General features: G+C 42.3%; 13 protein-coding genes and 1 tRNA gene. 2 read left to right on the top strand and 12 right to left on the bottom strand.

The genetic code is table 11. The features are described 5' to 3' along the window. Nucleotides 1-38: 38 nt before the first annotated feature. Both addA and HMPREF1151_RS00710 read right to left on the bottom strand, forming a co-directional pair. On the bottom strand, nucleotides 39-3,860 hold the full coding sequence (gene addA / locus HMPREF1151_RS00715; RefSeq protein WP_009660696.1) for a helicase-exonuclease AddAB subunit AddA: 3,822 nt from the start codon (nucleotides 3,858-3,860) through the stop codon (nucleotides 39-41). Then, nucleotides 3,850-7,380, bottom strand: coding sequence for a PD-(D/E)XK nuclease family protein (locus tag HMPREF1151_RS00710; RefSeq protein WP_009660646.1), 3,531 nt, complete (start codon nucleotides 7,378-7,380; stop codon nucleotides 3,850-3,852). The genes addA and HMPREF1151_RS00710 overlap by 11 nt, the downstream gene beginning before the upstream one ends. Nucleotides 7,381-7,669: 289 nt before the next feature. Between HMPREF1151_RS00710 and HMPREF1151_RS00705 the strand changes: the two genes are divergently transcribed. Beyond that, nucleotides 7,670-8,665 carry a hypothetical protein gene (locus HMPREF1151_RS00705; protein ID WP_009660728.1) on the top strand — a complete coding sequence of 332 codons (996 nt, stop codon included), beginning with the start codon at nucleotides 7,670-7,672 and terminating at the stop codon, nucleotides 8,663-8,665. A gap of 79 nt (nucleotides 8,666-8,744) precedes the next feature. On the opposite strand, the gene HMPREF1151_RS00700 is transcribed toward HMPREF1151_RS00705, so the two are convergent. Then, complete coding sequence (locus HMPREF1151_RS00700) at nucleotides 8,745-9,293, bottom strand: GDSL-type esterase/lipase family protein (RefSeq protein WP_005381236.1); 549 nt, start codon at nucleotides 9,291-9,293, stop codon at nucleotides 8,745-8,747. 130 nt (nucleotides 9,294-9,423) lie between these two features. On the opposite strand from HMPREF1151_RS00700, the gene HMPREF1151_RS00695 reads away from it, so the two are divergent. Then, a complete protein-coding gene (locus HMPREF1151_RS00695; protein WP_038141065.1) occupies nucleotides 9,424-10,407 on the top strand; it encodes a hypothetical protein in 984 nt (327 codons plus the stop codon). An 84-nt stretch (nucleotides 10,408-10,491) separates the two neighbouring features. Here the strand turns inward: HMPREF1151_RS00695 and HMPREF1151_RS00690 are convergent, their stop codons facing one another. The 9 genes from HMPREF1151_RS00690 to HMPREF1151_RS00650 all read right to left on the bottom strand — a co-directional run bounded on the left by HMPREF1151_RS00690 (nucleotide 10,492) and on the right by HMPREF1151_RS00650 (nucleotide 21,798). Next, a complete protein-coding gene (locus HMPREF1151_RS00690) occupies nucleotides 10,492-11,718 on the bottom strand; it encodes an MFS transporter (protein ID WP_009660698.1) in 1,227 nt (408 codons plus the stop codon). Nucleotides 11,719-12,279: 561 nt separating this feature from the next. Then, nucleotides 12,280-12,368 (bottom strand) — tRNA-Ser (locus HMPREF1151_RS00685). A 148-nt stretch (nucleotides 12,369-12,516) separates the two neighbouring features. Next, nucleotides 12,517-13,470, bottom strand: a complete 954-nt coding sequence (locus tag HMPREF1151_RS00680; protein WP_005378032.1) for a magnesium transporter CorA family protein — start codon at nucleotides 13,468-13,470, stop codon at nucleotides 12,517-12,519. A 153-nt stretch (nucleotides 13,471-13,623) separates the two neighbouring features. After that, entirely contained in the window at nucleotides 13,624-15,753 is a 2,130-nt protein-coding gene (locus tag HMPREF1151_RS00675; protein ID WP_009660669.1) for a cation-translocating P-type ATPase, read from the bottom strand. Nucleotides 15,754-15,966: 213 nt separating this feature from the next. Then, nucleotides 15,967-16,290, bottom strand: coding sequence for a YolD-like family protein (locus tag HMPREF1151_RS00670; protein ID WP_038141061.1), 324 nt, complete (start codon nucleotides 16,288-16,290; stop codon nucleotides 15,967-15,969). Nucleotides 16,291-16,337: 47 nt separating this feature from the next. Further along, nucleotides 16,338-17,621: a DNA repair protein gene (locus HMPREF1151_RS00665; RefSeq protein WP_009660596.1), complete on the bottom strand. Its 1,284-nt coding sequence runs from the start codon at nucleotides 17,619-17,621 to the stop codon at nucleotides 16,338-16,340. 233 nt (nucleotides 17,622-17,854) lie between these two features. Beyond that, complete coding sequence (dnaB, locus tag HMPREF1151_RS00660; RefSeq protein ID WP_009660731.1) at nucleotides 17,855-19,216, bottom strand: replicative DNA helicase; 1,362 nt, start codon at nucleotides 19,214-19,216, stop codon at nucleotides 17,855-17,857. Nucleotides 19,217-19,327: 111 nt separating this feature from the next. After that, nucleotides 19,328-19,774 (bottom strand): 50S ribosomal protein L9, encoded by a 447-nt coding sequence (gene rplI, locus HMPREF1151_RS00655; protein WP_005384538.1) that lies wholly within the window; start codon nucleotides 19,772-19,774, stop codon nucleotides 19,328-19,330. 2 nt (nucleotides 19,775-19,776) lie between these two features. After that, nucleotides 19,777-21,798 carry a DHH family phosphoesterase gene (locus HMPREF1151_RS00650; RefSeq protein ID WP_009660715.1) on the bottom strand — a complete coding sequence of 674 codons (2,022 nt, stop codon included), beginning with the start codon at nucleotides 21,796-21,798 and terminating at the stop codon, nucleotides 19,777-19,779. Nucleotides 21,799-21,814: the final 16 nt, after the last annotated feature.

Raw genomic sequence — 21,814 nt, 5'->3', positions numbered from 1 at the left:
GGGTTCGTATTATGCTAAGTCGATTGTCTTATATAGGCTTACAATAGAACCGCTTCATGTAAGCGGAAGCTATAAATATAACTTGCTTTCACAGGCATATTTGTCAATCGTTCTAGGGCCTCTTTGTAGAGGTCCATTTGTATTTTATAGCGACGAATGAGCTCATCTCCACTCTTAACGCGGTCCGTCTTATAGTCCACGAGGACCCATTGATCATCTTCTACAAAAACTGTATCGATAATCCCTTGTAAGAATAGACGCTCACCATTCTCTACATCAGGATATACCCGATTACCGTCAAAGAGCATGCTAAACGGCAATTCTCGTTCCACTCGTTTTGATGCAATGAGACGCTGGCCAAGATCAGAGTTAAAGAATCCATATAAGCTACGATCACTTAATAGACTGCGTTCCTCATCACTAAATTTACCTTCTGCTTGCAATGAATCGAGCATATCTGTCATGGATTTTTGTGTATACTTTTTAACAGGTAGCCATTGCATCGCTTCATGCATCAATGTGCCCCATTGCGCACCCGTTACGACCTCATCAGCTGCTGCAATAGCCAGTGGTTTACGACCAAATACGGAATCGGCTAGCTCCGTTTCACTAATAGTAGGAATGCTTGTATCTAATATGGCATTCTCACCAGTCGTATCCTCAGTTATATCACAGGATATTACTGGTTTCTGTTGCATCGATACATCTGTAGCCGATACGGCCTCCACATCACGTTCAGCAAATCGTCGTTTCAATTCACTAACAGAAATCTTAGCCGTCGTCTTGGCGGCTATAAGATTTGGATAGGTGAAAGTAAAGCGCTGTACGATTTCCTCTGGCAATGCTACATCATTTACCTTACCTAATACGCGAACCGTATTGATGGTCGTTTCATCCACATCGGCCTTGTAATCTAAATCTCCATAAAGAGAACCATCATGAATCTCTACCTTTACCTGACATTGACGGTCGAGCAAGTCAAAATTTGTTTCTCCTTCGAGTTCAATGATATTGCGAAGTGATGCTCCCCCATCTAGGTGACGGGCGAAGGCGATGAGTAACCAATGCAAATAGGAATTACCAGCTTTGATTAGATCGGCACCTAATGCTTGGGTCTGCGTCAAGGCCGCATGTTTTATATGAGCGCCAACGCCCTTTTCCTTTTTGATTTCCTTGTTAATATATCCGGTCAAGAATAGTTTATCCCGTGCCCGTGTCAATGCAACGTAGAGGATACGCTGTTCTTCGGCTTTCATAGCATCCGATTTGATGGATTTACAATAGAGCCACGGCATGGACGGATAGGATACGCGAATGTCTGGGTAATAGCCCTTTAATCCGATACCGCCATTTTTATCGACCAATAATGGTGAATTGAAGTCCATGGTATTGAATTTCTTTTGTACACCAGACAGGAATACAACAGGGAATTCAAGGCCCTTACTTTTGTGGATGGTCATAAGGCGCACTACGTCATCTGCTTCGGTAACTACATTGGCAACGGCCATATCTTGATTGCTATCGCGTAAGCTTTCAACAAAGCGAAGGAATCTAAAGAGCCCTCGGAATCCGGAGGATTCAAATCCCTTAGCCCGTTCATAGAGGGCCATCACATTGGCGCGACGCACGAGGCCATTCGGCATGGCGCCTACGTAGTTCACGTAATCTAATGTTTCGTAAATATCCCACAACAAATCAGCTACACCATGACGGCGAGACAATGTGCGCCAACGCTCGATATGAGCGATGAATTGGAGCAAATGTTCATCTTGAGCCTGTTCTGCATAGAGAGGCATAACAGACCACAAAGAGCCGTCCCCTGTAAGGCGCAATGCACCGAGTTCATTCGCATCAAGCCCTACAAGTCCTGAATGCAATACGGCGGCCATCGGCAAATCCTGCTCAGGATTGTCGATGATTTGTAACAAGGACAAGAGCAATTGGATTTCTTGCGCTTCAAAATAGCCATCTCGTTCATTAACAACGGCTGGAATACCGGCTTGGCGCATAGCTGCTACGGCCCGTGTACCCCACCCAGCAAGGGACCTACGCAATACGGCAAAGTCACGCCATTGAATTTGGCGGAACGAGCCATCCGCATTTTGCACCTGTTTCTTCGAGGCGTGTAATTCCTTGATTTTTTGGATGATAAAATCCAGTTCTCGCTCATTATTCTCCGGTTCATCACCTGCGGTTTCGGAATCACCCTCGGTCTCGTCAGAACGATTCGTATCGCTCGTATCCAAGAGATGTAATTCTACAGCGCCGCCCACCCAATCGGATGGCGCATCCTCTACGATACGGCCTGGTATAAGCGATTCTTTTTCGCCATAATCAAGCTCCGCTGCCTCTTGGGTCATAATTTGGTAGAAAATGAAATTTGTAGTGGTCAAAATATTTTCATGAGACCGGAAATTCTTCGCCAAATCGATGCGGCGCTCTACGGCATCATTCATGAGCCCATACGTATTGTACTTGTTCATAAATAACGAACTATCCGCCATACGGAAACTATAAATGGCTTGCTTCACATCGCCTACATAAAAACGATTATCCACGCGGGAAATGAGGTTGATAATAGTTTCTTGTACACCATTCGTATCTTGGTATTCGTCTACCATGATTTCTTTGAACGTATCTTGTAGTTCAAGGGCCACTTCGGATGGTTGTGGATCATCTTCTGTGCCTGGTTCCACAAGGAGTGCCAAGCAGAGATGTTCCAAATCGCTAAAGTCCATGATGCCTTGCTCTTTTTTAGCCTCGTCATAGGCTTTGTGAAAGGCGATAGTCAATTCTACAAGGTTATGAATGAGCGGATATTGGTCTTTAAATTGCTGTTGTAGAACGGATTCATCAATATGGAATAGACCATTTTTCATACCCTTTAAGCTATCTTTGTTTTGAGAGCCTAGCGATTTAAATTCGTCTGCTAACGCACCATCGACTTCGCCCTTTTCTAAGGCTTTACTAAGGCTTGTAAAACTTGCTTTTGTAAAGGTATCTAAGTTACGGCATACGTCGACCATATCGGACCAGGTCTGCGCCCCTTTTAATTGGGCTAATGCGGCTAATTGTTCTTGGTACACCTTGTCCCATTTCTTAGGGCCTACAGGACTTTCAAGTAAAGGTTCCATCTGTTCGATACGGTCTGCAATGCGGTCGATTTCGGCCTGTTGGTCGTCCCACATAGCACGGCCCCATAAGGTATCTCGTAAATCCTGCTCTTGAGCGGCCTTATATGGTTCTACGGCATGGCGCATCCACCCGTCAGGATTCGATTGAGACATGGCAAATTCATAGAGGCTGAGCACCTTATCTTGCAATCCTGCATCAGATTTATCATCGCTAAAGAAATCGGACAAATCAAAGATGCCATACTCATTATGTTCATAAGCTTCTTTCAAAAGGTTCTCTAACACCTCTTGTTTTAAGAGAGCCATTTCCGCTTCGTTGCCGATGCGGGCTGTAGGCGGAATATCTAGTTTATAAAAATAAGATCGAATCACCCACTGACAGAAGGAGTGCAATGTCGAAATATGTGCCGATGGCAATAGATTAAGCTGTCGCTCTAGGCGCGCTTGTAACGCTTTATCATCGGTGGATTCCATTGCCTTAGCTAAGGCGACGCCAATACGAGCGCTCATTTCAGCGGCAGCGGCCTTCGTAAAGGTAACAACCATCAGTTCTTGTACGGATAAAGGGTTCTCCATATCTTTTAACCGCGTAATAATACGCTCTACAAGAACCGCCGTTTTACCAGAACCAGCAGCAGCGGCGACGAGCAAGGTTTGAGCCCCTAGATTACTATCCTTCGGGGACATGATGGCAGATTCCTGCTCCGGTGTCCATTTAACGCCCATTATCGTCACCTCCTGTCATAGAACTATCGGTATTAGAGCTTTCACAAAAATCAGCGTTAGCCTCAGTCTGTCCAGATGAACCATTGAGGGCATCGCGCATTTTTTCAAGAGCGTTCGCCTCATTTAGAGCGCTCAAATAATTATATTGATTGCGCTCATTATCAAAGCGACACACCGTCTTGTAATCGCAGTAGGAACAAGGAATGGCCTTATTCAACTGATAGGGAGCAATGGGGAATTCACCCTTACCGATGGCAGAACCGGTGTCCGCCATAATCGATTCCGTATAGCGGCACATAATATCAAAGTCTCCGGAGGATTTAACAATTTTCATATCCCCAGAATGGATGGTTCCCTTCCCGGTAATACGAACGGGCACATAAGGGCCCTTGCTCTTATAGGTGAGCAAATTTTTATCCATCTTTTCCAACATGTCGATATCGTCTGTAAAATACCCTTTATTATTAAGGGCCCCATTTGTATCTGCCAAGGCTTTGGCCTCTTCATAGGACACAGGCTCACCCGCTGGCGTTCGTGGATTTTTTACATATGTATACACCACAGCGGCCGGTGTCATCGGTTGATCATGGTGTTTCTTATAAGCCGATTCTAATGCCAACAGATAGGTCATCAATTGTAATTTTAGGCCATAATAGATTTCTTGTGCATTAACCGATGTACTACCCGATTTATAGTCGATAACCATGCCGTACGTATGACCATCACGATTATATTCATCAATACGGTCAATTTGTCCTACTAAGCGTAAATAACGGTCCTCTCCAAGGGATACCTTAATAGAGTCCCATCCATTGGGACGTCCAAAGTCCTGTTCTAAATACATCGTATCGAAGGAGGACCGGCTAGACCAATCAACAAGGCGCGATACCGTTTTCTGTAATGTTCTCACAACGCGCTCTTCAATAGCCTTATCATAGGCTGTCTTTTCATCCTCATCATAACGGTTTTCTTCTAATATATCCGCTGCTACGCGAGCACATAATTCTTGTTGCGCCGTTTCATCTAAATCACGCCATTGCTTATGCTCGGATAATAGTTGCGTTCCTAACCGCTCCAAATTGGCATGTAAAAAAGTACCAATTTCAGGGGCCCCAAAGGAGCGAACCTTGCGAGGCTCTAATTTTAAACCATATTGAGCATAGAATTTAAACGGACATTGACGATATTTTTCAAGGCGCGTTACCGACCCAGACATATAGCCCCGTTTGAGGAACAGACCAGTTACTAACTCCGGCGCAATAATAGGTACATCATTATTGTCGCGAATACCACGGCTCACGTCCTCTAAGCGGGGTCTGTAGGCCCCATCATGGCGAGCCCAGTTATAGAGGCCCCACCATAATGGTGATACAGGTACACCGCTAAACAAAGCGCCCCAACGTTCAGATAATAGGGATAGACTTTGATATGGACGCCATAAGTATTCATCTTCTGTGCCGTCTTGAATGGTAAAAGGAACCTCTATAGGGGACGTACAGAAACCGAGGGATTGTAATCGTTTAATGACGAGGGAACTTTCAAGTCCTTCCCCTTCATCATTGGAACCTGCATAGGATATGGTTAAATGCTGCTCGGCCCGCGTCATCGCTAAATAAAGAAGGAAATTTTCATTAAATGCCTTCGGCAAGGCGCCTTCCGCAAGAACGATGCCCGCCTCAGCCAATGCTTCCCGTTCTCTATCCTTGATCAAACCTTCATCGCCCATGTTTTGTGGGAACACACCTTGATTAAGGCCCATCACATAGACCCGAAGCCACGATTGGCTGTACGCCCGTTCTATAGTGGTAATCGCTACGTGATCGAGGGACGGAGGAATCATGGAGTAATGAACATTATCGAGGGCCTCTTCTAAGAGGGCTATCATTTCATCTAACGTCAATGTTTCCGTATCGGTGAGGACCATCATTTCATCGAGGAATCCGATGACCGCATTGTACATTTGCTCGTGACTGGCCTTGGATTCTAAATCGCCATCTCGTTCAGCCTCTAAGGACCATTCATAGAGGCGTTGAGGCACTTGTAATTCTTCGAGGACTCTGTAGATATGTTTACACCATTCCGCCCCTGTATGCGCATCGCTAGACGTAGCAAAATCAAACCAAGGTATCAAAATATCCATGATAGCCTGTCTCGATGCATTCACGCGCGCATGTCTCGGTGCGTCCGGTTGTTCTTCGTCTGAAAGCCCCGCTACACGGCGCATATAGGACCAGTTATCTCGTTCCCACTGTAGATGATCAATACCAAATTCGAGCACGTAGTTTTCTAATTCATCTACGGCCTCGCGAGTAAGAGGTGTCAAATCCGTTTTCAATAAACGGAACATGATGTCACAACTATAACTATGCTTAACGATACCAAGCAAATCCGTCATCAATTCTCCGAGCGGATGATTGTTCATAGGTCGTTGACGGTCTCCAAAATGAGGTATTCCATAGCGGGTAAATATCTTTTCCAACGTATCGCCATAGGTTTCGGATTCACGCAGCATAATACATATATCTCGATAGCGCGCATTAGGGCTGCTTTCAATATAGGAAAGAATATCACGAGCCACCCAATCCGCTTCGCGTTCTCGATTATAGGCGCTTACAAGCGGTATATGTTCAGCCGTAGTATTGTGCTTACCGTGAAAGAAATTTTCCTCTAAAGATTGCAACACAGGTGTCCCTCTATGCCCTGTAAAAGACTGAAAGGACAATTTCGTTTCATATTCCTTATGGAGATTTTCCAAGATTTCAACGGAGCGATTAAAGATGCCATGATGACCTTTATTAGCCAATATACGTTTATGATCAGCTGGTAAATCGACGGTGATTACCGATTCTACAGCAAGATCAAAGAGCATATATAACAGCTCAAAGTGAACCGGTGTAAACCAGTGGAATCCATCGACAAAGACATGACAGTTTTCCATCAATGGAGACTGTGGCAATGCATGAACAAGGTCCATGATAGGGTCCCCATCAATCTGCCCATGAAGCTGCAATTCCTCTTCATAGGCCGACATGCATAGTGCCAATTCCTGTAGTTTTTTCTGTAATACACCATTTGATACACGCTGTGCACCAGATTCTAATTCATCAGGTCCAATGCGAAATGAGCGAAACTCGGAAAATAAACCTTGCAATACCGCTGAAAACTCTGGCCGTTTAGCGGCTTGCGACAACAGGCCTAATTCAGCCCCTTTTCGTTTCATCACAAGGCTTAGCAACATGGTTCTACCCAATTGAGATATACTCTGTTGCTGAGCCTTTACATTGCCTATCGATTGATATACCTGATAGGCCAATCGGCCAAAGCCAACGACGCGGACCGTCGTAAAGCCTCCTTGAGGCATAAATTCCGCAAGTTCCCGTTCCACGCGATAGGTGGCTGGCTCTGGAACGAGCAAAATAATAGGGTCACCTGGACATTCGATGATAACCTGCCGAATGCGTTCATATACGGCACGGGTCTTACCGGAACCAGCGCGACCATAATACATGGTAATACTCATACTACCTCCCACAACAATGCTTATATTTAGTAATTCTGCTTATATTTCATCATCCCTAAAACAAAATATATAGCACGGATAATTTATACGACATATAAATATATATACTATTGTACACCATGGAATATTAAAATTGTATTTGACAAATTCTCATTTTTCCCTTATTCTGTTTACAAAAATTAAAAAAATTAAATTTGTTTATATTTTATTTACATATTAGCATTCATCATGTATAATGAAACCTAGATGAAGTGTTATTTGTAAAAATGTGAGATTAGGAGTCTTTATTATGAATACAAAACGAATTGCAACGGTATTTGCCGTATTGGCAGCAACAACAGTTTCTTTTTCTGCATTTGCCGCATCTATGGATGCAAATGCACGCGCTTATGAACGCGCTGCAGCAGAACAAGCTCAATATGAATACACACCTGTAAACAGTGCACCTGTTGCACAAGCAAGCTATGTAGCAATGCCTCCGCGTCCTAACTATTCCCCATTGCCAGCTGTTCCTTATACAGCAGGTGATATGAGCCAACAAATGCCTGTTTCCAAAGAATTAGGCGACCCAATCTTCGTGGCTCCACAAACAACAGCTGTAGGCATGCAAATCATGGATCCAATTCCAAGTCCTAATGCACCTCAACAACAAGCTGTAGATGCTCCAGCTACACTTACTTTCAGCAAAAGCGGTAGCGGTTATGTATCCACATACAGAAATAACCAATTGAACGCATTTGATGTATTGTTGAATGGTCGTTCTTATACATTCGATTTACCAGCTTATACAAATGGTTACCAAGTAAAAACTGCAAGTTCTTACAACCGTGCTGGTAATGGCATCGCTAATGTATTTACAACAAATGTTATTACAGAAGCCATCGTAAACAACACATCCTTACGCGTTACTGTTAACATGACACAACCTACATCCGTAGCTGCATCCAAATTACGCGCTATGCAACAATCTGGCCAAGTAACATTGGGCGAAGTTTCCACATTGTTCGCTTATAATGAAAGCTATGATGGCGTAAAACAAGCGGCTAACTACGATGTATACAACAATAATGGTCGTTTCATCGTTGTAAAATCCGGCGCGGTAACAGTACCAAATGGTGCACAACATCCATATGCAACAGCTATGTTCGCCATCACTGATGATACGGTAGCAGCTGTAACTGTTTCCGGTAACAGTGGTGAAACTTATGAACTTGTGAAAGGCACAGCTTACGCTATCGCAGCTTCTGCACACGCTGCAGCTGACAAAACATCTAAACAAAAATAATAGACCTCCAGTGTACGACGTATGTCGAGCACTACATATAATGAAAAGAGCACATCCTACGGGAACGTGCTCTTTTCTACTATAATCGTGTAAATGTTTCCAATGCCTTATAGGCCATCAAGCGATAGCCTCGCTCATTTGGATGAACCTCTCCGGCAAATACAATTTGACCGATTTGATCGGCTTCATGAAGAACGGTATAAAAATCGATAGTTTGTAAACCATGTTCTAAGGCATAGTCTTGTAAACGACGGTTCACATCTACTACCACATGATTAAGTCCATCCATTTCACTATCGATTTGCGTTTCAAGGCCCATAATAACATGCCCCTTTTCACCGGCTATGGTAGCGGCTTTAATGAGCTTGTTATATACGTAGTCGCTATCGCGATTTTGCAAAATATCATTTGTACCGCACATAATGCATATATATCGATCCTCCTCATAGGACTTGTCGATACACCAGGATTCTAAATAATTGATTAAACCTTGCACAGATAGTCCATCGATGCCGTGATTTTCCATATGATATGCGGGTAGTGCGGCACTACATAGTTCAACCCAGCCGAGACCTTCTCTCACATCATATCCACGGGTGATGCTATCTCCAAAACATATTATATTCATAAATTCCTCCCTGTACATTAATTCATCTACATTGTAAAATATATATGTATAAAGTACAATATGTTACTCATTTTCATGTATTCTTAAGTACACCATGGTACACTTTTTTCACATGGAGAGGAGAATTATAATGAAATATTTATTAGCTCTCGTGGGAACCCTATTGTGTACCTCGCAATCGGGATTTGCCATATCACAATATGAAATAGAGCAAAAGCCCACTCAATATCAGCTAGCGTATTCTAGCGATACCGAGCATATGTATGTCGACCTTAGTTCAATTCATACAAAACAGACGGCTTCTAATTATAAAACGGTACAAGCTCGACTATTGAGCTTATACACTAAAAATAACGTAATTGCAGACTATGATACAAACTTCACATTTTATAGACAACAACCTAATGCAACGGTAACGATGACTGCGTGGAAAATATCGAAACCAACATTCTATGCGGAAAATGGGTATCCTATCGATACATTACCGCAACAACGGTTAGCAAAGGATTATGGACAACATGTGGCGGCGCCAAATAGCCCATCACAACGCATTGGAGAATTTATCTATAATACGTCTAAAGAGATGGAAAAGATTACCTATACATATGATAATCCATATATTCCACCTCAAGTATTCCCTCCTGTAGTCGATCAACAGACACGGACCGTATTATTTGGTCTCATGCCTCCTACAGATGCTGTTATTTCTACGCCGATGGATCGTGTTATACCAGCACCTCCAGCACCTCCAACTAATATGCAGCCAAGCTTGCAACCAGGTCATGTAGGCGGATTTAACCCAGATAGCTTAGGTGATCGTGGGCGCTTCTCACCAAATTTAAATGCACTTCAAACGGGTAAATTCCAACCATCTAATCCAAATATGGCTCTTCCAGATCGACAAGGACCTCCAGGCCCTCAAGGTTTTAGAGATAACAAGAATCATGATAGCCGGAATCTTAACGATAATGGTCATGGACGCGGTCATGCTGACATGTCGCCTACTAGTCCTAATCGCGATAGTCATCACAACGATAGTAATCGTGACAACGGCGGTCGTAATAGCGGTGGTCACGGAGATGGTGGCCATGGCGGTGGTCAAGGTCCTCATTAATTATTATTTACAAAAACATTTAGAAATACGAAAACCCTCATCGTTATTGATGAGGGTTTGTTTTATAGCTTTCACAAGGGAAATTTATTTTTTTAGTCTTACAAAGAACAAGGCAACGGCACCGATAACTGGTGCAATAGCAAGGGTCATCAATGCAGATTTATAGCTACCAGTTGCAGTTAGCATACTACCTAAAATCATAGGCGCCAACATAACGCCGATTTGATTGAATAAGTTTACAAAGCCTGCCGTAGTACCTCGCAAGTGAGGTTCTGCTGATTGTACAACGAGAGCATTCGTCAACGCACTGTGCATGAATGCGCCAATACCAAGAATTGGACCTGTAATAAAGAGCATATCTGGGTTTGTGGTGCTCGCAAAGAGTATTAAGGCCGGTCCAAATAAGAACATAACGAGTGCTGTTAAATGATTTTTCTTAATCGGCAAAATATCGGATAAAATACCGATGGTTGGCTTTGCAATAAGTGCAGCCAAGCCAAAAGCGGACATAACATGACCTGCATAGATGGCGTTAACACCTAGTTGCTTTACCATGTACAAGTTTGACCATTGAGCCACCGCCCATGTAGCACCGGTAGCGAAAAAGCCGGCAAACGCAAGGCAACGAATATTGCGATTTTTTAATACGTGAAGCAAGTTTTCTTTTATGGATGGCTTTTCCCCTACAGGAACCGCTTCGACATGAGCCTCCGCTTCACGTTGAGCTAGGATTTCAGCACTTGGCTTACGAACTGTAAAGTAGCTGAGTATAAAGATAATAACTGGCAACAAAGCAGTTAAGAGGAATGCATTTTGCCAACCATAATTCGTTGCTACATAAGGGGCATATAAATTTACAGTCGCCACCCCAAGCGATGTACAAGACATGAAAATACCAACGGCTGCGCCACGTTGATTAGGACCAAAGTAATCCCCAATAGCACTCAAGCAAGAGGCTTGTACAGGACCGGATACGATACCTAATAAGAAACGCAACACCCATCCATAGGTATAATTATCAATGGTACTCATCAATGCGGTAATGACTGCCATGGCGAGTAAACTAACCAATATAGTATAGCGATAGCCAATTCGGTCCGCTAAGATACCACCAGGTAATACCATGATGGCATAGCCCATGTAAAAGGCGGATAAATAGGTCGTCCCCATTTGTGGCGTAAAATTCAATGCTTCATTGACAATCGGCATCAATGACGCCCAAGATAGACGCATAACAAAGCTAATCAAAAACGTTAGCCAAACGCTGACGAGAATTAAAATCTGAGTTCGCGAGAAACCAATTCTACTCATACGAGCTCCTTTCTATAGAAAAATAACATATAGAGCTATCATACTATAAATAGAAAGAGTTTTTCAAACATAATGAGTGAATATCTAATACTTTACAAAATTAAGTATCCGATGTACTATAATAATTGACTAAGGAAATGAATAACTAACATTGCTTAACGCAAAAGAAAAAAGACGGTACTGCGAATACCGTCTTTTTTATATGTGCTAGTTACTTGCTGAAGTATCTATCTAGCCACTTGCAAATGTAGTGACAAGTTACACCTGCTATGATAGATACAATTAAGGATATGAATAACTCTAACACAGCCTAACCCCCTTTCTGTTACCAGTCTAGGGAAGTAACACTCATAGTATAGCACAGAAAGAAATTACATCAATGCTACATTACTGTTACATCAAAACATACCGTATTAAGTGGTTAAGAAAAGTTAATGTTATCTATTAATAAAGCATACAAAAAAGCAGTACTACTAACGTTAAGGCACAGAGTGGCAATAGCCAAGCGGCCAATCATACGTCTAGTAGTACTGCTTTTGATACTATAAGTATAAAATTGAATGGCGGAGAGGGTGGGATTCGAACCCACGGCCCCTTGCGGAGTCACTGGTTTTCAAGACCAGCTCCTTAAACCACTCGGACACCTCTCCATAATGGTATATTATAGCAGATTTGTATTGAAGTGTGCAACAATTGAATAGAGGTAACCTCAGATATCTCTCATGTAGAACTACTTATATTAGAGACAAAAAAGCTGGCCTAAAGCCAGCTTTCAGCATATCTATTATAGTTATTATCTTAGAAAAGATCTTTTTTCCACATGCCAATGATGGCCACGATGGAACAGGCCACGGAGATGCCCACAACCTCGAAGAAACCATTTTCATCGTTTTGAAACGGCAATGGCACGTTGGTCCCCCACAAGCTAAAGATAATGGTCGGTACGGCCAAGGTAATCGTCAAGGCTGCCAACATTTTCATAACCATATTAAGGTTGTTTGAAATGATGGATGTAAAGGCGTTCATCATGTTCATCAAGATATTAGAATACATTTCAACCATTTCTATGGCCTGTTTATTCTCGATGATAACGTCCTCTAATAGATCCTCATCTTCCTCATACATCTTGAGAAGGTGTTTATAGGAACTGTGACCACGCAAGCGCAATAAACGTTCCATAACGGTACCATTCGTACGCAAAGCGGACGTAAAGTATGTCATGGATTTCTGTAATTCCAACAATTGGAAGAAGTCCTTGTTCTTTGTAGTATGACGCAATTGGACTTCGATATCGTCGGTACGACGGTTGATTTGTTGCAAGTAACGCAAGAACATGGTCGCCGTGCGATACAAAATTTGGAACAAGAAACGGGTCTTTTTATACGTATAGAACGTAGAAATCTGATTAGAAATAAACGGATAGAGCACTTCAGATTCTTCTAAACAGATGGTAATAAAGAAATCTGGCGTCAAAAAGATACCAAGTGGCACCGTATCGTACATATCATTGCCGCGAACAACAGGAATGTTGATAACAACAAAGATATAATTGTCCTCTAACTCCACGTGAGAACGTTCTTCCATATCGAGGGCGGTCTTTAATACGTCTGTAGGAATTTCCGTCAGGATATTGATAAGGGATAACTCATCGGGGTCTGGGTTCACCAAATTTACCCATGAACCTTTTGTGGCATCTGATACCGTGTAATCGGCTACTAATTCTTCTTCTATGTGCTTGTACACCGTAATCATGTTATCCCTCCTTCCGAGCGAAAATACTGTATCTTATCTTTAAAATTATATACTATTTAGGTGTACTATTCAATTCTCTTGTGAAAGTTTTACATAGAAAAACTGCTCCTCATTGCCTAATACAATGTAGGAGCAGTTTATTATCTATCAGTATTATTTTCTACTCAAGATGCGGACAGAGTTTAAGATACAAAGGATGGATACGCCTGTATCGCCAAATACAGCCCACCACATGGATGCATAGCCTAAGATGCCAAGCAACATGATAAGGATTTTAACTGCAATGGCGAATACAACGTTTTGCCAAGCTACGCGCAATGTTGATTTAGACAAATCAAGAATATGTGCAATAGCGGTCAAAGATGGACGCATGAACACAACGTCGGCCGCTTCGATAGCCGCATCAGCACCGCTACCCATCGCACCACCTACGTCAGCACCAGCAAGAACTGGCGCATCATTAATGCCATCGCCTACGAACATGGTAGGACCATATTCAGAGCGAATATCTCGAACAACGGACAATTTATCTTGAGGCAATAGTTGAGCACGTACTGCGCTTACACCAGTTTCTTTGGCGATATAGTTAGCGCTTGCTTCAGCATCACCCGTAAGCATAACAGTTTTAATATCTTGACGATTAAGATCAGCAATCGCTTCAGCAGAATCCGGACGAGCTTCATCGGCGATGATAATACGGCCAAGGTATGTATTACCTTCGGCTACAAGAACTTCTGTACCGTATTCAGCAGGTTCTGTTGGATAGCCTTGTACATCATAGCGTTCCATAAGGCGACGGTTACCAACAAGTACTTGTTGACCATCTGCCATACCTACCATGCCTTCGCCAGCTAATTCCTGAACGAAATCGAAAGGTTCCACTGTAAGGCCTTGATCTTTTGCTTCAGAAACAATGCTTGTTGCTATTGGATGTGTAGATACAGCTTCGATAGCTGCCGCCATGGATAATAATTGACCAGAACTTACATGGGAGCCTACAGTTTCTACGTTGTGAACTTTGAACTCACCAGATGTAATAGTACCTGTTTTATCAAGAGCTACTGCTTTCACATTAGCCAATGCTTCGATAACACGACCACCTTTAAGCAAGATGCCATGTTTGGATGCGTTACCAATACCGGAGAAGAATGCAAGTGGCACGCTTAGCACCAATGCACATGGACAAGAAATAACAAGGAATGTTAAGGCTGTATAAATCCATCTATGCCATTCGCCAGTAATGAGGGATGGAATAATCGCAACAGCAAGGGCAAGGGCTACTACGATTGGAGTATATACACGAGCAAAGCGCGTAATGAATTTATCGATTTTAGGTTTTGATGCAGCCGCATTTTCAACAGCATCAAGAATTTTAGTAACCATGGATTCTTCTAGAACCTTATCTACACGCATCGTAATACGGCCAGTTTCATTGATGCAGCCAGACATCAATTGTGTACCTGGTTCTGCGCGAACAGGCACTGGTTCGCCGGTTACAGGGGCCGTATTGACGCGAGTTTCACCTTCAAGAATCGTACCGTCTAGAGGAATCAAATCGCCAGGACGAACTTCAATAGTCCAGCCCACCTCAACCTTTTCAGGGGACATAACTACAATTTCGCCACCGCCGCATGTATCTACAACGCGCACCTCTTGAGGACGCATATCTACAGCATTCATGATTTCTGTACGGCTACGATCTGTTGCTTTTTCTTCAAAGAATTCACCGATACGGTAGAATAAAATAACACCAACCGCTTCAGGCAATGCATCGATAGCGATGGCACCTAATGTAGCGATGGACATCAAGAAGTTTTCATCAAATATTTCACCCTTTAAGATATTACGCGCGGCTGTACGCAATACAGGAAATGCAAGGAGTACATAAGCAACGTAGTAAATCGGAGTTTCAATAGATTCTGGCAATCCGATGGATGGAACAAAGGAAGTCAATGCATCATAGATCATAAATAATAGACCTACTACGATAACTGCAATTGTTACAGAGTCATTGTCCTGATTGTTTTCACGGCCATCATCCACAGCCGCTTTAGATTTACGTTCGTAATCAGCTACTGTTACGCCCTCTTCGATAGCATCACAGATATCTTGAATGTCACGCTTAAGAGCCTCACGGTCCTCCCAAGACCCAGTTAATTTTAATTGATGGGTAGCAAGTGTAAAGTTAGCTGTTTCTACCACATCCATTTTACGGATACGATCTTCGATTTTCGCTCCACAGTTCGGACAGTTTAAATTCTTTAGAAGTAATGTTTCTTCCATGATATCTCCTTTATCTATATTTGAAAGCACAGAAAGCTTTCATCCTATATGAATTAAAGCAACATATGAATGTTCGTTCATATATTATTTTAATAGAATCTATACGATATGTCAAGAAAAATTATCAAAATTAATTAGACGTAAAACAGCCCATACGTATCACCTATACACATGGGCTAATTCTATATTCTTACGTTATAGTTTTGACTATTTCTATTCATAAAGATTGATTTCTTTTATGTCTTTAAAGGTAATCTCAACCCCCTCTATAGACATAGTATGGGCCGTCTTATTTATCAGCTCTATAGCACCCACCAACTCCGTATAACAATGACCGTTGTAATATAGGACTCGCACAAAATTTCCGTCTGTTAATGATTGGATTGTACGATTTAATTCCTCTAGTTGGTCCTCAGATAACTCTACACGATTCTCCTTAGGCCGTGCTACGGCTACCAGCAATGTTTCAAATCCCTTTAACGCCGCAAAAGGCATAAATTGTTTAGCCCGTTGCAAGCGCGACATCCGATGTTTCATGAATGTATACCTTCCCTCACGCAATACATCAATTCCTATTGTAAAATCTACTCTCCATTATGACCGCCTACCAATGTATTTCTAAACTGCATGGTCCCTTCTTCTTGCAAGCTAGATGCACGAAGGATAGCATTTTTACCAAAACGGCCTTTAATATTCAGCATGGTTTTCTGTATATGTTCCTCTTGCTCGGCTGTATCCGTTAAGGCATTACTAAACAGGTCCATTTCAGTCGGTACAGCGGCCTTATTAACTAAATCTTCAAAGCTAACGGCAATGCGTCGTATCAACTCATGAGGCCGTTTATATTTATCAAACAAAGCTAGTACAGCCGGACATAACTCTTGAAACGAGTCCGTATAATGCGCTAAGGTTCTGGATCCACCAGTGGACTTTACATCCTCTGCTGCATAGCCGATGTGAACATGAATACATTTTGTAACCGCCTTAATTTGTAGCAATTCAAGAACTAAGGACTCCACCATTTCACGCATGGGCAATCGCGCCTCATCAGCCGTATAATTGCGCAATAGAATTTGGCTTTGTGAAAGAGAATGCTTAGATGGTCTATAAGCGTGAATATCGGCAATGGTACAGCTTTCACGGCCCCACGCATGATCGATTAAAAGCTCCGCATTCACACCGAATTCCTTATATAATTTATGTTCCGGCACTTGAGTAATACCATGCAAATCGAAAGCGCCAAATTTACGCAAGCGGTTCGCAATACCGCTGCCGATTTGCCAAATATCTGTAATCGGCTGATGATGCCAAATTTGCTCTTTAAAAAGGTTTTCATCAAGATACCCTATAAAATCCGGCACATGCTTCGCCAGTATATCGAGGGCAATTTTAGCGAGGAATAAGTTAGTCCCAATGCCAACAGTAGCGTAAATATGAGTAGCGTCGAGCACCGCATCAAGCAGGAGTTGAGCCAACTGACGAGGCGTTTTCTTGTACAAATTCGTATATGGCGTGATGTCTATAAAGTATTCATCAATAGAATACACATGAATATCCTCAGGGGATATGTAATTTAGTAGCGTCCCATAAATCTGTGCCGACGCCTGCATATACCGTTTCATATGAGGCTTTACCGTGATGTATTCAATATGTGAAGGAATTTGAAATAAGCGAGATCGATTTTTAACGCCTAGCTTTTTAAGCGCTGGAGAGATGGCCAATGTAATCGCCCCCTTGCCACGCGAATTATCGGCCACCACTAACGGTGTTGTAAAGGGATCCACACCCAAATCGGCACATTCTACGGATGCGTAAAAGCTCTTTAAATCAATACACATATACATCTGATTTGTATCAGCTGAACCCATACCAACACCTCCTTAAAACGCTAATGTATCGACTTTCACAAAAATTAGTATTTCCATAATTTCTATCATTAGTATAACAAAAATACGCAATATTTTCAAACGTATGTTTGCTATTATATAGATAATTTTAACTATAAAAAAGGTATCTATCATTAGACATATTTCTAATAATAGATACCTTTGTGCTTTGAAATTCTTTGGTGTTACGTATATACAACACCGAGTTCATTCATTTATTGTTCTGGACCAACTTTTTCTTCGTCTACCGTATCTAAGAATCGTGTTAACTCGCCAATAAATAGAAGTTTTACACTCCCCACTGCACCATTACGGTGTTTACGGATAAGAACCTCTGCCTTATCACCCATTTCAGAGTTTTCATCGTAATATTTATCGCGATACAAGAAGATAACGATATCCGCATCTTGTTCAAGGGAACCAGATTCACGAAGGTCAGATAATACTGGACGCTTGTCTGGGCGGCTTTCAACACTACGAGACAACTGGGACAAAGCAATAACAGGCACATTAAATTCACGAGCAATCAGTTTTAGATTACGAGAGATTTCAGATACCTCTTGTTGTCGATTTTCACTGCCCTTACCGGAGCTACGGCCTTGCATAAGCTGAATATAATCGACGATAACAAGATCAAGACCATGTTCTACCTTGAGGCGGCGTAACTTAGCGCGCATATCCTGCACCGTAAGTCCTGGCGTATCATCGATAAACAGGCTGGCTTGACTCATCTCATCCGCCGCAGCCATCACCTTCCCCCAATCATTAGGGTCCATGTCAGCCTTGCGCAACTTGTCTGATTCAATACCGGCCACGGAGGACAAAATGCGTCCTACCAACTGTTCCTTGGACATTTCTAGAGAGAAGAATGCTACGGTCCGCTTAATCCCCATCGCTACATTTTGAGCAATATTCAAGGTGAAAGCAGTCTTGCCCATAGCAGGACGAGCCGCTACGAGAATAAGGTCCGACCGTTGTAACCCATTTAACTTGAAATCTAAATCTCTAAATCCAGTTGGTACGCCTGTAATAGAACCCTTATGTTGTTGCAGTTTACTAAGTCTATCAATATTCGTAAGAACTACATCACCAATGGGTGAAAATGTCGATTCTGATTGTGTTTGACCGCCTACATCAAGAACGAGTTGTTCCGCCTTATTCATAATGACGGCTGGCTCATCCTCGCCAGCATAAGTCATACCGACAATCTTATTACCTGCATCTATGAGACGGCGCATTTGCGCTTTTTCTACAATAATGCGCGCATGCTCTTCAATATTATAGCCCGTCGCTTCATTCGCAAGAGATGTAATATAAGCAATGCCACCTACGGTATCCAATTTTTTACGTCGTTCTAGTTCTTCACTTAACGTAATGAAATCTACCGTCTTGTTGCTTTTTACAAGATTTAAAATAGCATCATAAATAATCCGATGCGTATCACGATAAAAATCATCACGATCTACGATACTTGTTACCAAATCAACGGCTTCGCCAGATGATGAACCATCTGTTAACAATGCCCCTAATACGGCCTTTTCCGCGTCCTCATTATGCGGTGGTATGCGTACGTCCATGTCCTTCTCCCCTTAACTAGAATATGAGTATCTTCCCTATGAAAGCGTGCGTCACGCTTCTTCTATGCACAAAAAGAATCACCACACTCTGTGAGCATGGTGATTCGAACATTATTCAGCGACTACGTTAACCTTGATAGTGCTCGTAATTTCTGGATGTACACGAACCACTACATCATGAACACCTAATGTTTTCAACGGTTCTTTAATTTCGATTTTCTTTTTGTCGATATCTACCTTGTATTGAGCTTTCGCTGCATCGGAAATATCTTTAGCAGTAACAGAACCGAATACGCGGCCTTCTTCACCCATGCGAACCTTAACAGTAACTTCAACCTTAGTCAATTGAGCTGCCAAGATTTTAGCCTCATCATTGGCAACAGCTTTATTGTGAGCGATGGATTCTTGCTTTTGTTTCGCATTATTTACGTTAGTTGCTGTACCTTCAAGACCAAGTCCTTTTTTAATCAATACATTACGACCATATGCGTCACTTACTTCAACGATTTCGCCTTTTTTACCGACTTTTTTTACATCTTCTAACAATACTACTTTCATTGTTATTCCTCCTCTTTTTCAGCGGAATGAAGGGCCTCTAGCGCTTTATCTAGAATAGCCGCCTTCGCTTCCTCTATCGTCATACCTTGTAATTGGGCACCAGCCACTGTTCTGTGACCACCACCACCCAAGGATTCCATTACAACCTGTACATTTACCTTGCCTTTGGATCGAGCGCTAACGCCGATGCCACCGTCATTGAGTGGGTAAAGTACAAAGGCCGCTTCAATATCTTCATTACTGATGAGCATATCCGCACTTTGTGCAGCCAATGCCATCATATCCTTCAAACCTTCAGGTGCTACAGAAATAGCTATCCCTTCTGTACGACTGGCTTCAAATACTATTTTAGCACGCAATTGGATAGAATCGAAGGTTTCAATAAATAATTGTTTAACCTTTTCAATATCGGCGCCTGCTCGGCGTAAAAAGGCTGCCGCTTCAAAAGTACGTGCTCCAGTTTGCTGATAAAAATTCTTCGTATCTAATACGATACCTGCATAGATACCAGTGGCTTCCGCTTTTGAAAGTTTTACAGGAACCCCTGCATATTGTACAAGTTCTGTTACGAGCTCGCTTGTAGATGAGGCAGCAGGTTCTAAATACGTAAGCAATGGATTTTCGACAAAATCTGCAGCTCGACGATGATGATCGATAACAATGCGTCGTTCAGATACCTCGAGAGCCTCTGGAGCTGCTACCATTGGAGTTCTATGCGTATCACAAACGATAGCCAATGTATTCGCATCAGCCCATAATTTAGCTTCTGCAGGCGTTAAAATATGAGTCTTCCAAAATTCGTCTTCCACAAGAACATGTACCATTTTATCGATAGCATTTGTTTCTTTTGAAAGTACTAATCGCACCTCTTTACCAAGAGTACGTGCAATTGATACGACGCCAATAGCACCGCCTAATGCATCATAGTCCTCACGTTGATGACCCATAACAAGGATTTTGTCAGAATCATTCATCAATTCATGAATGGCTTGACTAACCACACGAGCACGAACGCGCGTATTTTTTTCAACACCTGCTGTATTGCCTCCGAAGAAGCGGGTGCTTTCACCATCCATAATACAAACCTGATCGCCACCGCGTCCTAATGCAATATCAAGAGCTGCTCTAGCACGTTCAGATACATCCTTAACAGAACCAGTATTTTCACCAATCCCAATACTAATCGTAGCAGGTACTTGACGAGGAGACGGTAATTTACGAATACGTTCAAGCACACGAAAACCATCGTTTTCCATGTCTTGCAAAGCGCCCCGAGAAATGGCAAATGTGTACATATCATCTTGGAAATTTCGAATGAAACCTTCGTGTTTATCGATTTCATCAACGACTATATTATTGATTTCCGCCCATAGATTTGTATATTCTCTATCGCTGAGGCCCTTCGTCAATTCTTCGATATTATCGATTTGAATCATGCCCCATACAGGCTGTTCTTCTTGCGCCTTAATACGTTCCTTTTCAATGGCTGTAATATCCTTAAAATACAAAGCCATAACCGCATGTTCCGTTAATTCATCATTAGGATCCGCGTCAGGTCTTGTATCGCGAGGGTCGATGAACTTGTATACCACTTGGAAATAGCGATCCCCGTATTGCTCTTTCAAGAACCCCGATTTGCCCCAAATCTTATCAATTCTAAATCCAGGAATCAAAGCGGACATTTTTTGCAATTTATTCCAGTCCACCGGAACCCAATCGGCAAATACACTATTATTCCATACCAATGTACCTTGCTTATTGACAAGTACAATAGCGGTCGGTAAGTTTTGTAATGCAAAGTTAGCCGCCTGCGTCACATTCTTCATCATAGCACCAAATTGTTCGCGTGCTAAGCGACGACGATTGTGGATGGTATTGTAATTAATCAAGTATACAGCAACCACCACGATGACTGATAATATGGCTAATAACCAATTTAAATAAGCGATGATTAAGATTAATAGAACGATGACACCAATAATGGTCCATTCCATTGCTTCCCATCTTCGTTGAAAGGATTTCATAGTAACCTCCTTTCTA

Origin of the sequence: Veillonella sp. ACP1, from assembly GCF_000286635.1 — a bacterium.
GTDB lineage: Bacteria > Bacillota > Negativicutes > Veillonellales > Veillonellaceae > Veillonella > Veillonella atypica.
Note: the sequence above shows the minus strand (reverse complement) of the source record. Positions and strands in the feature narration are given on the sequence as shown.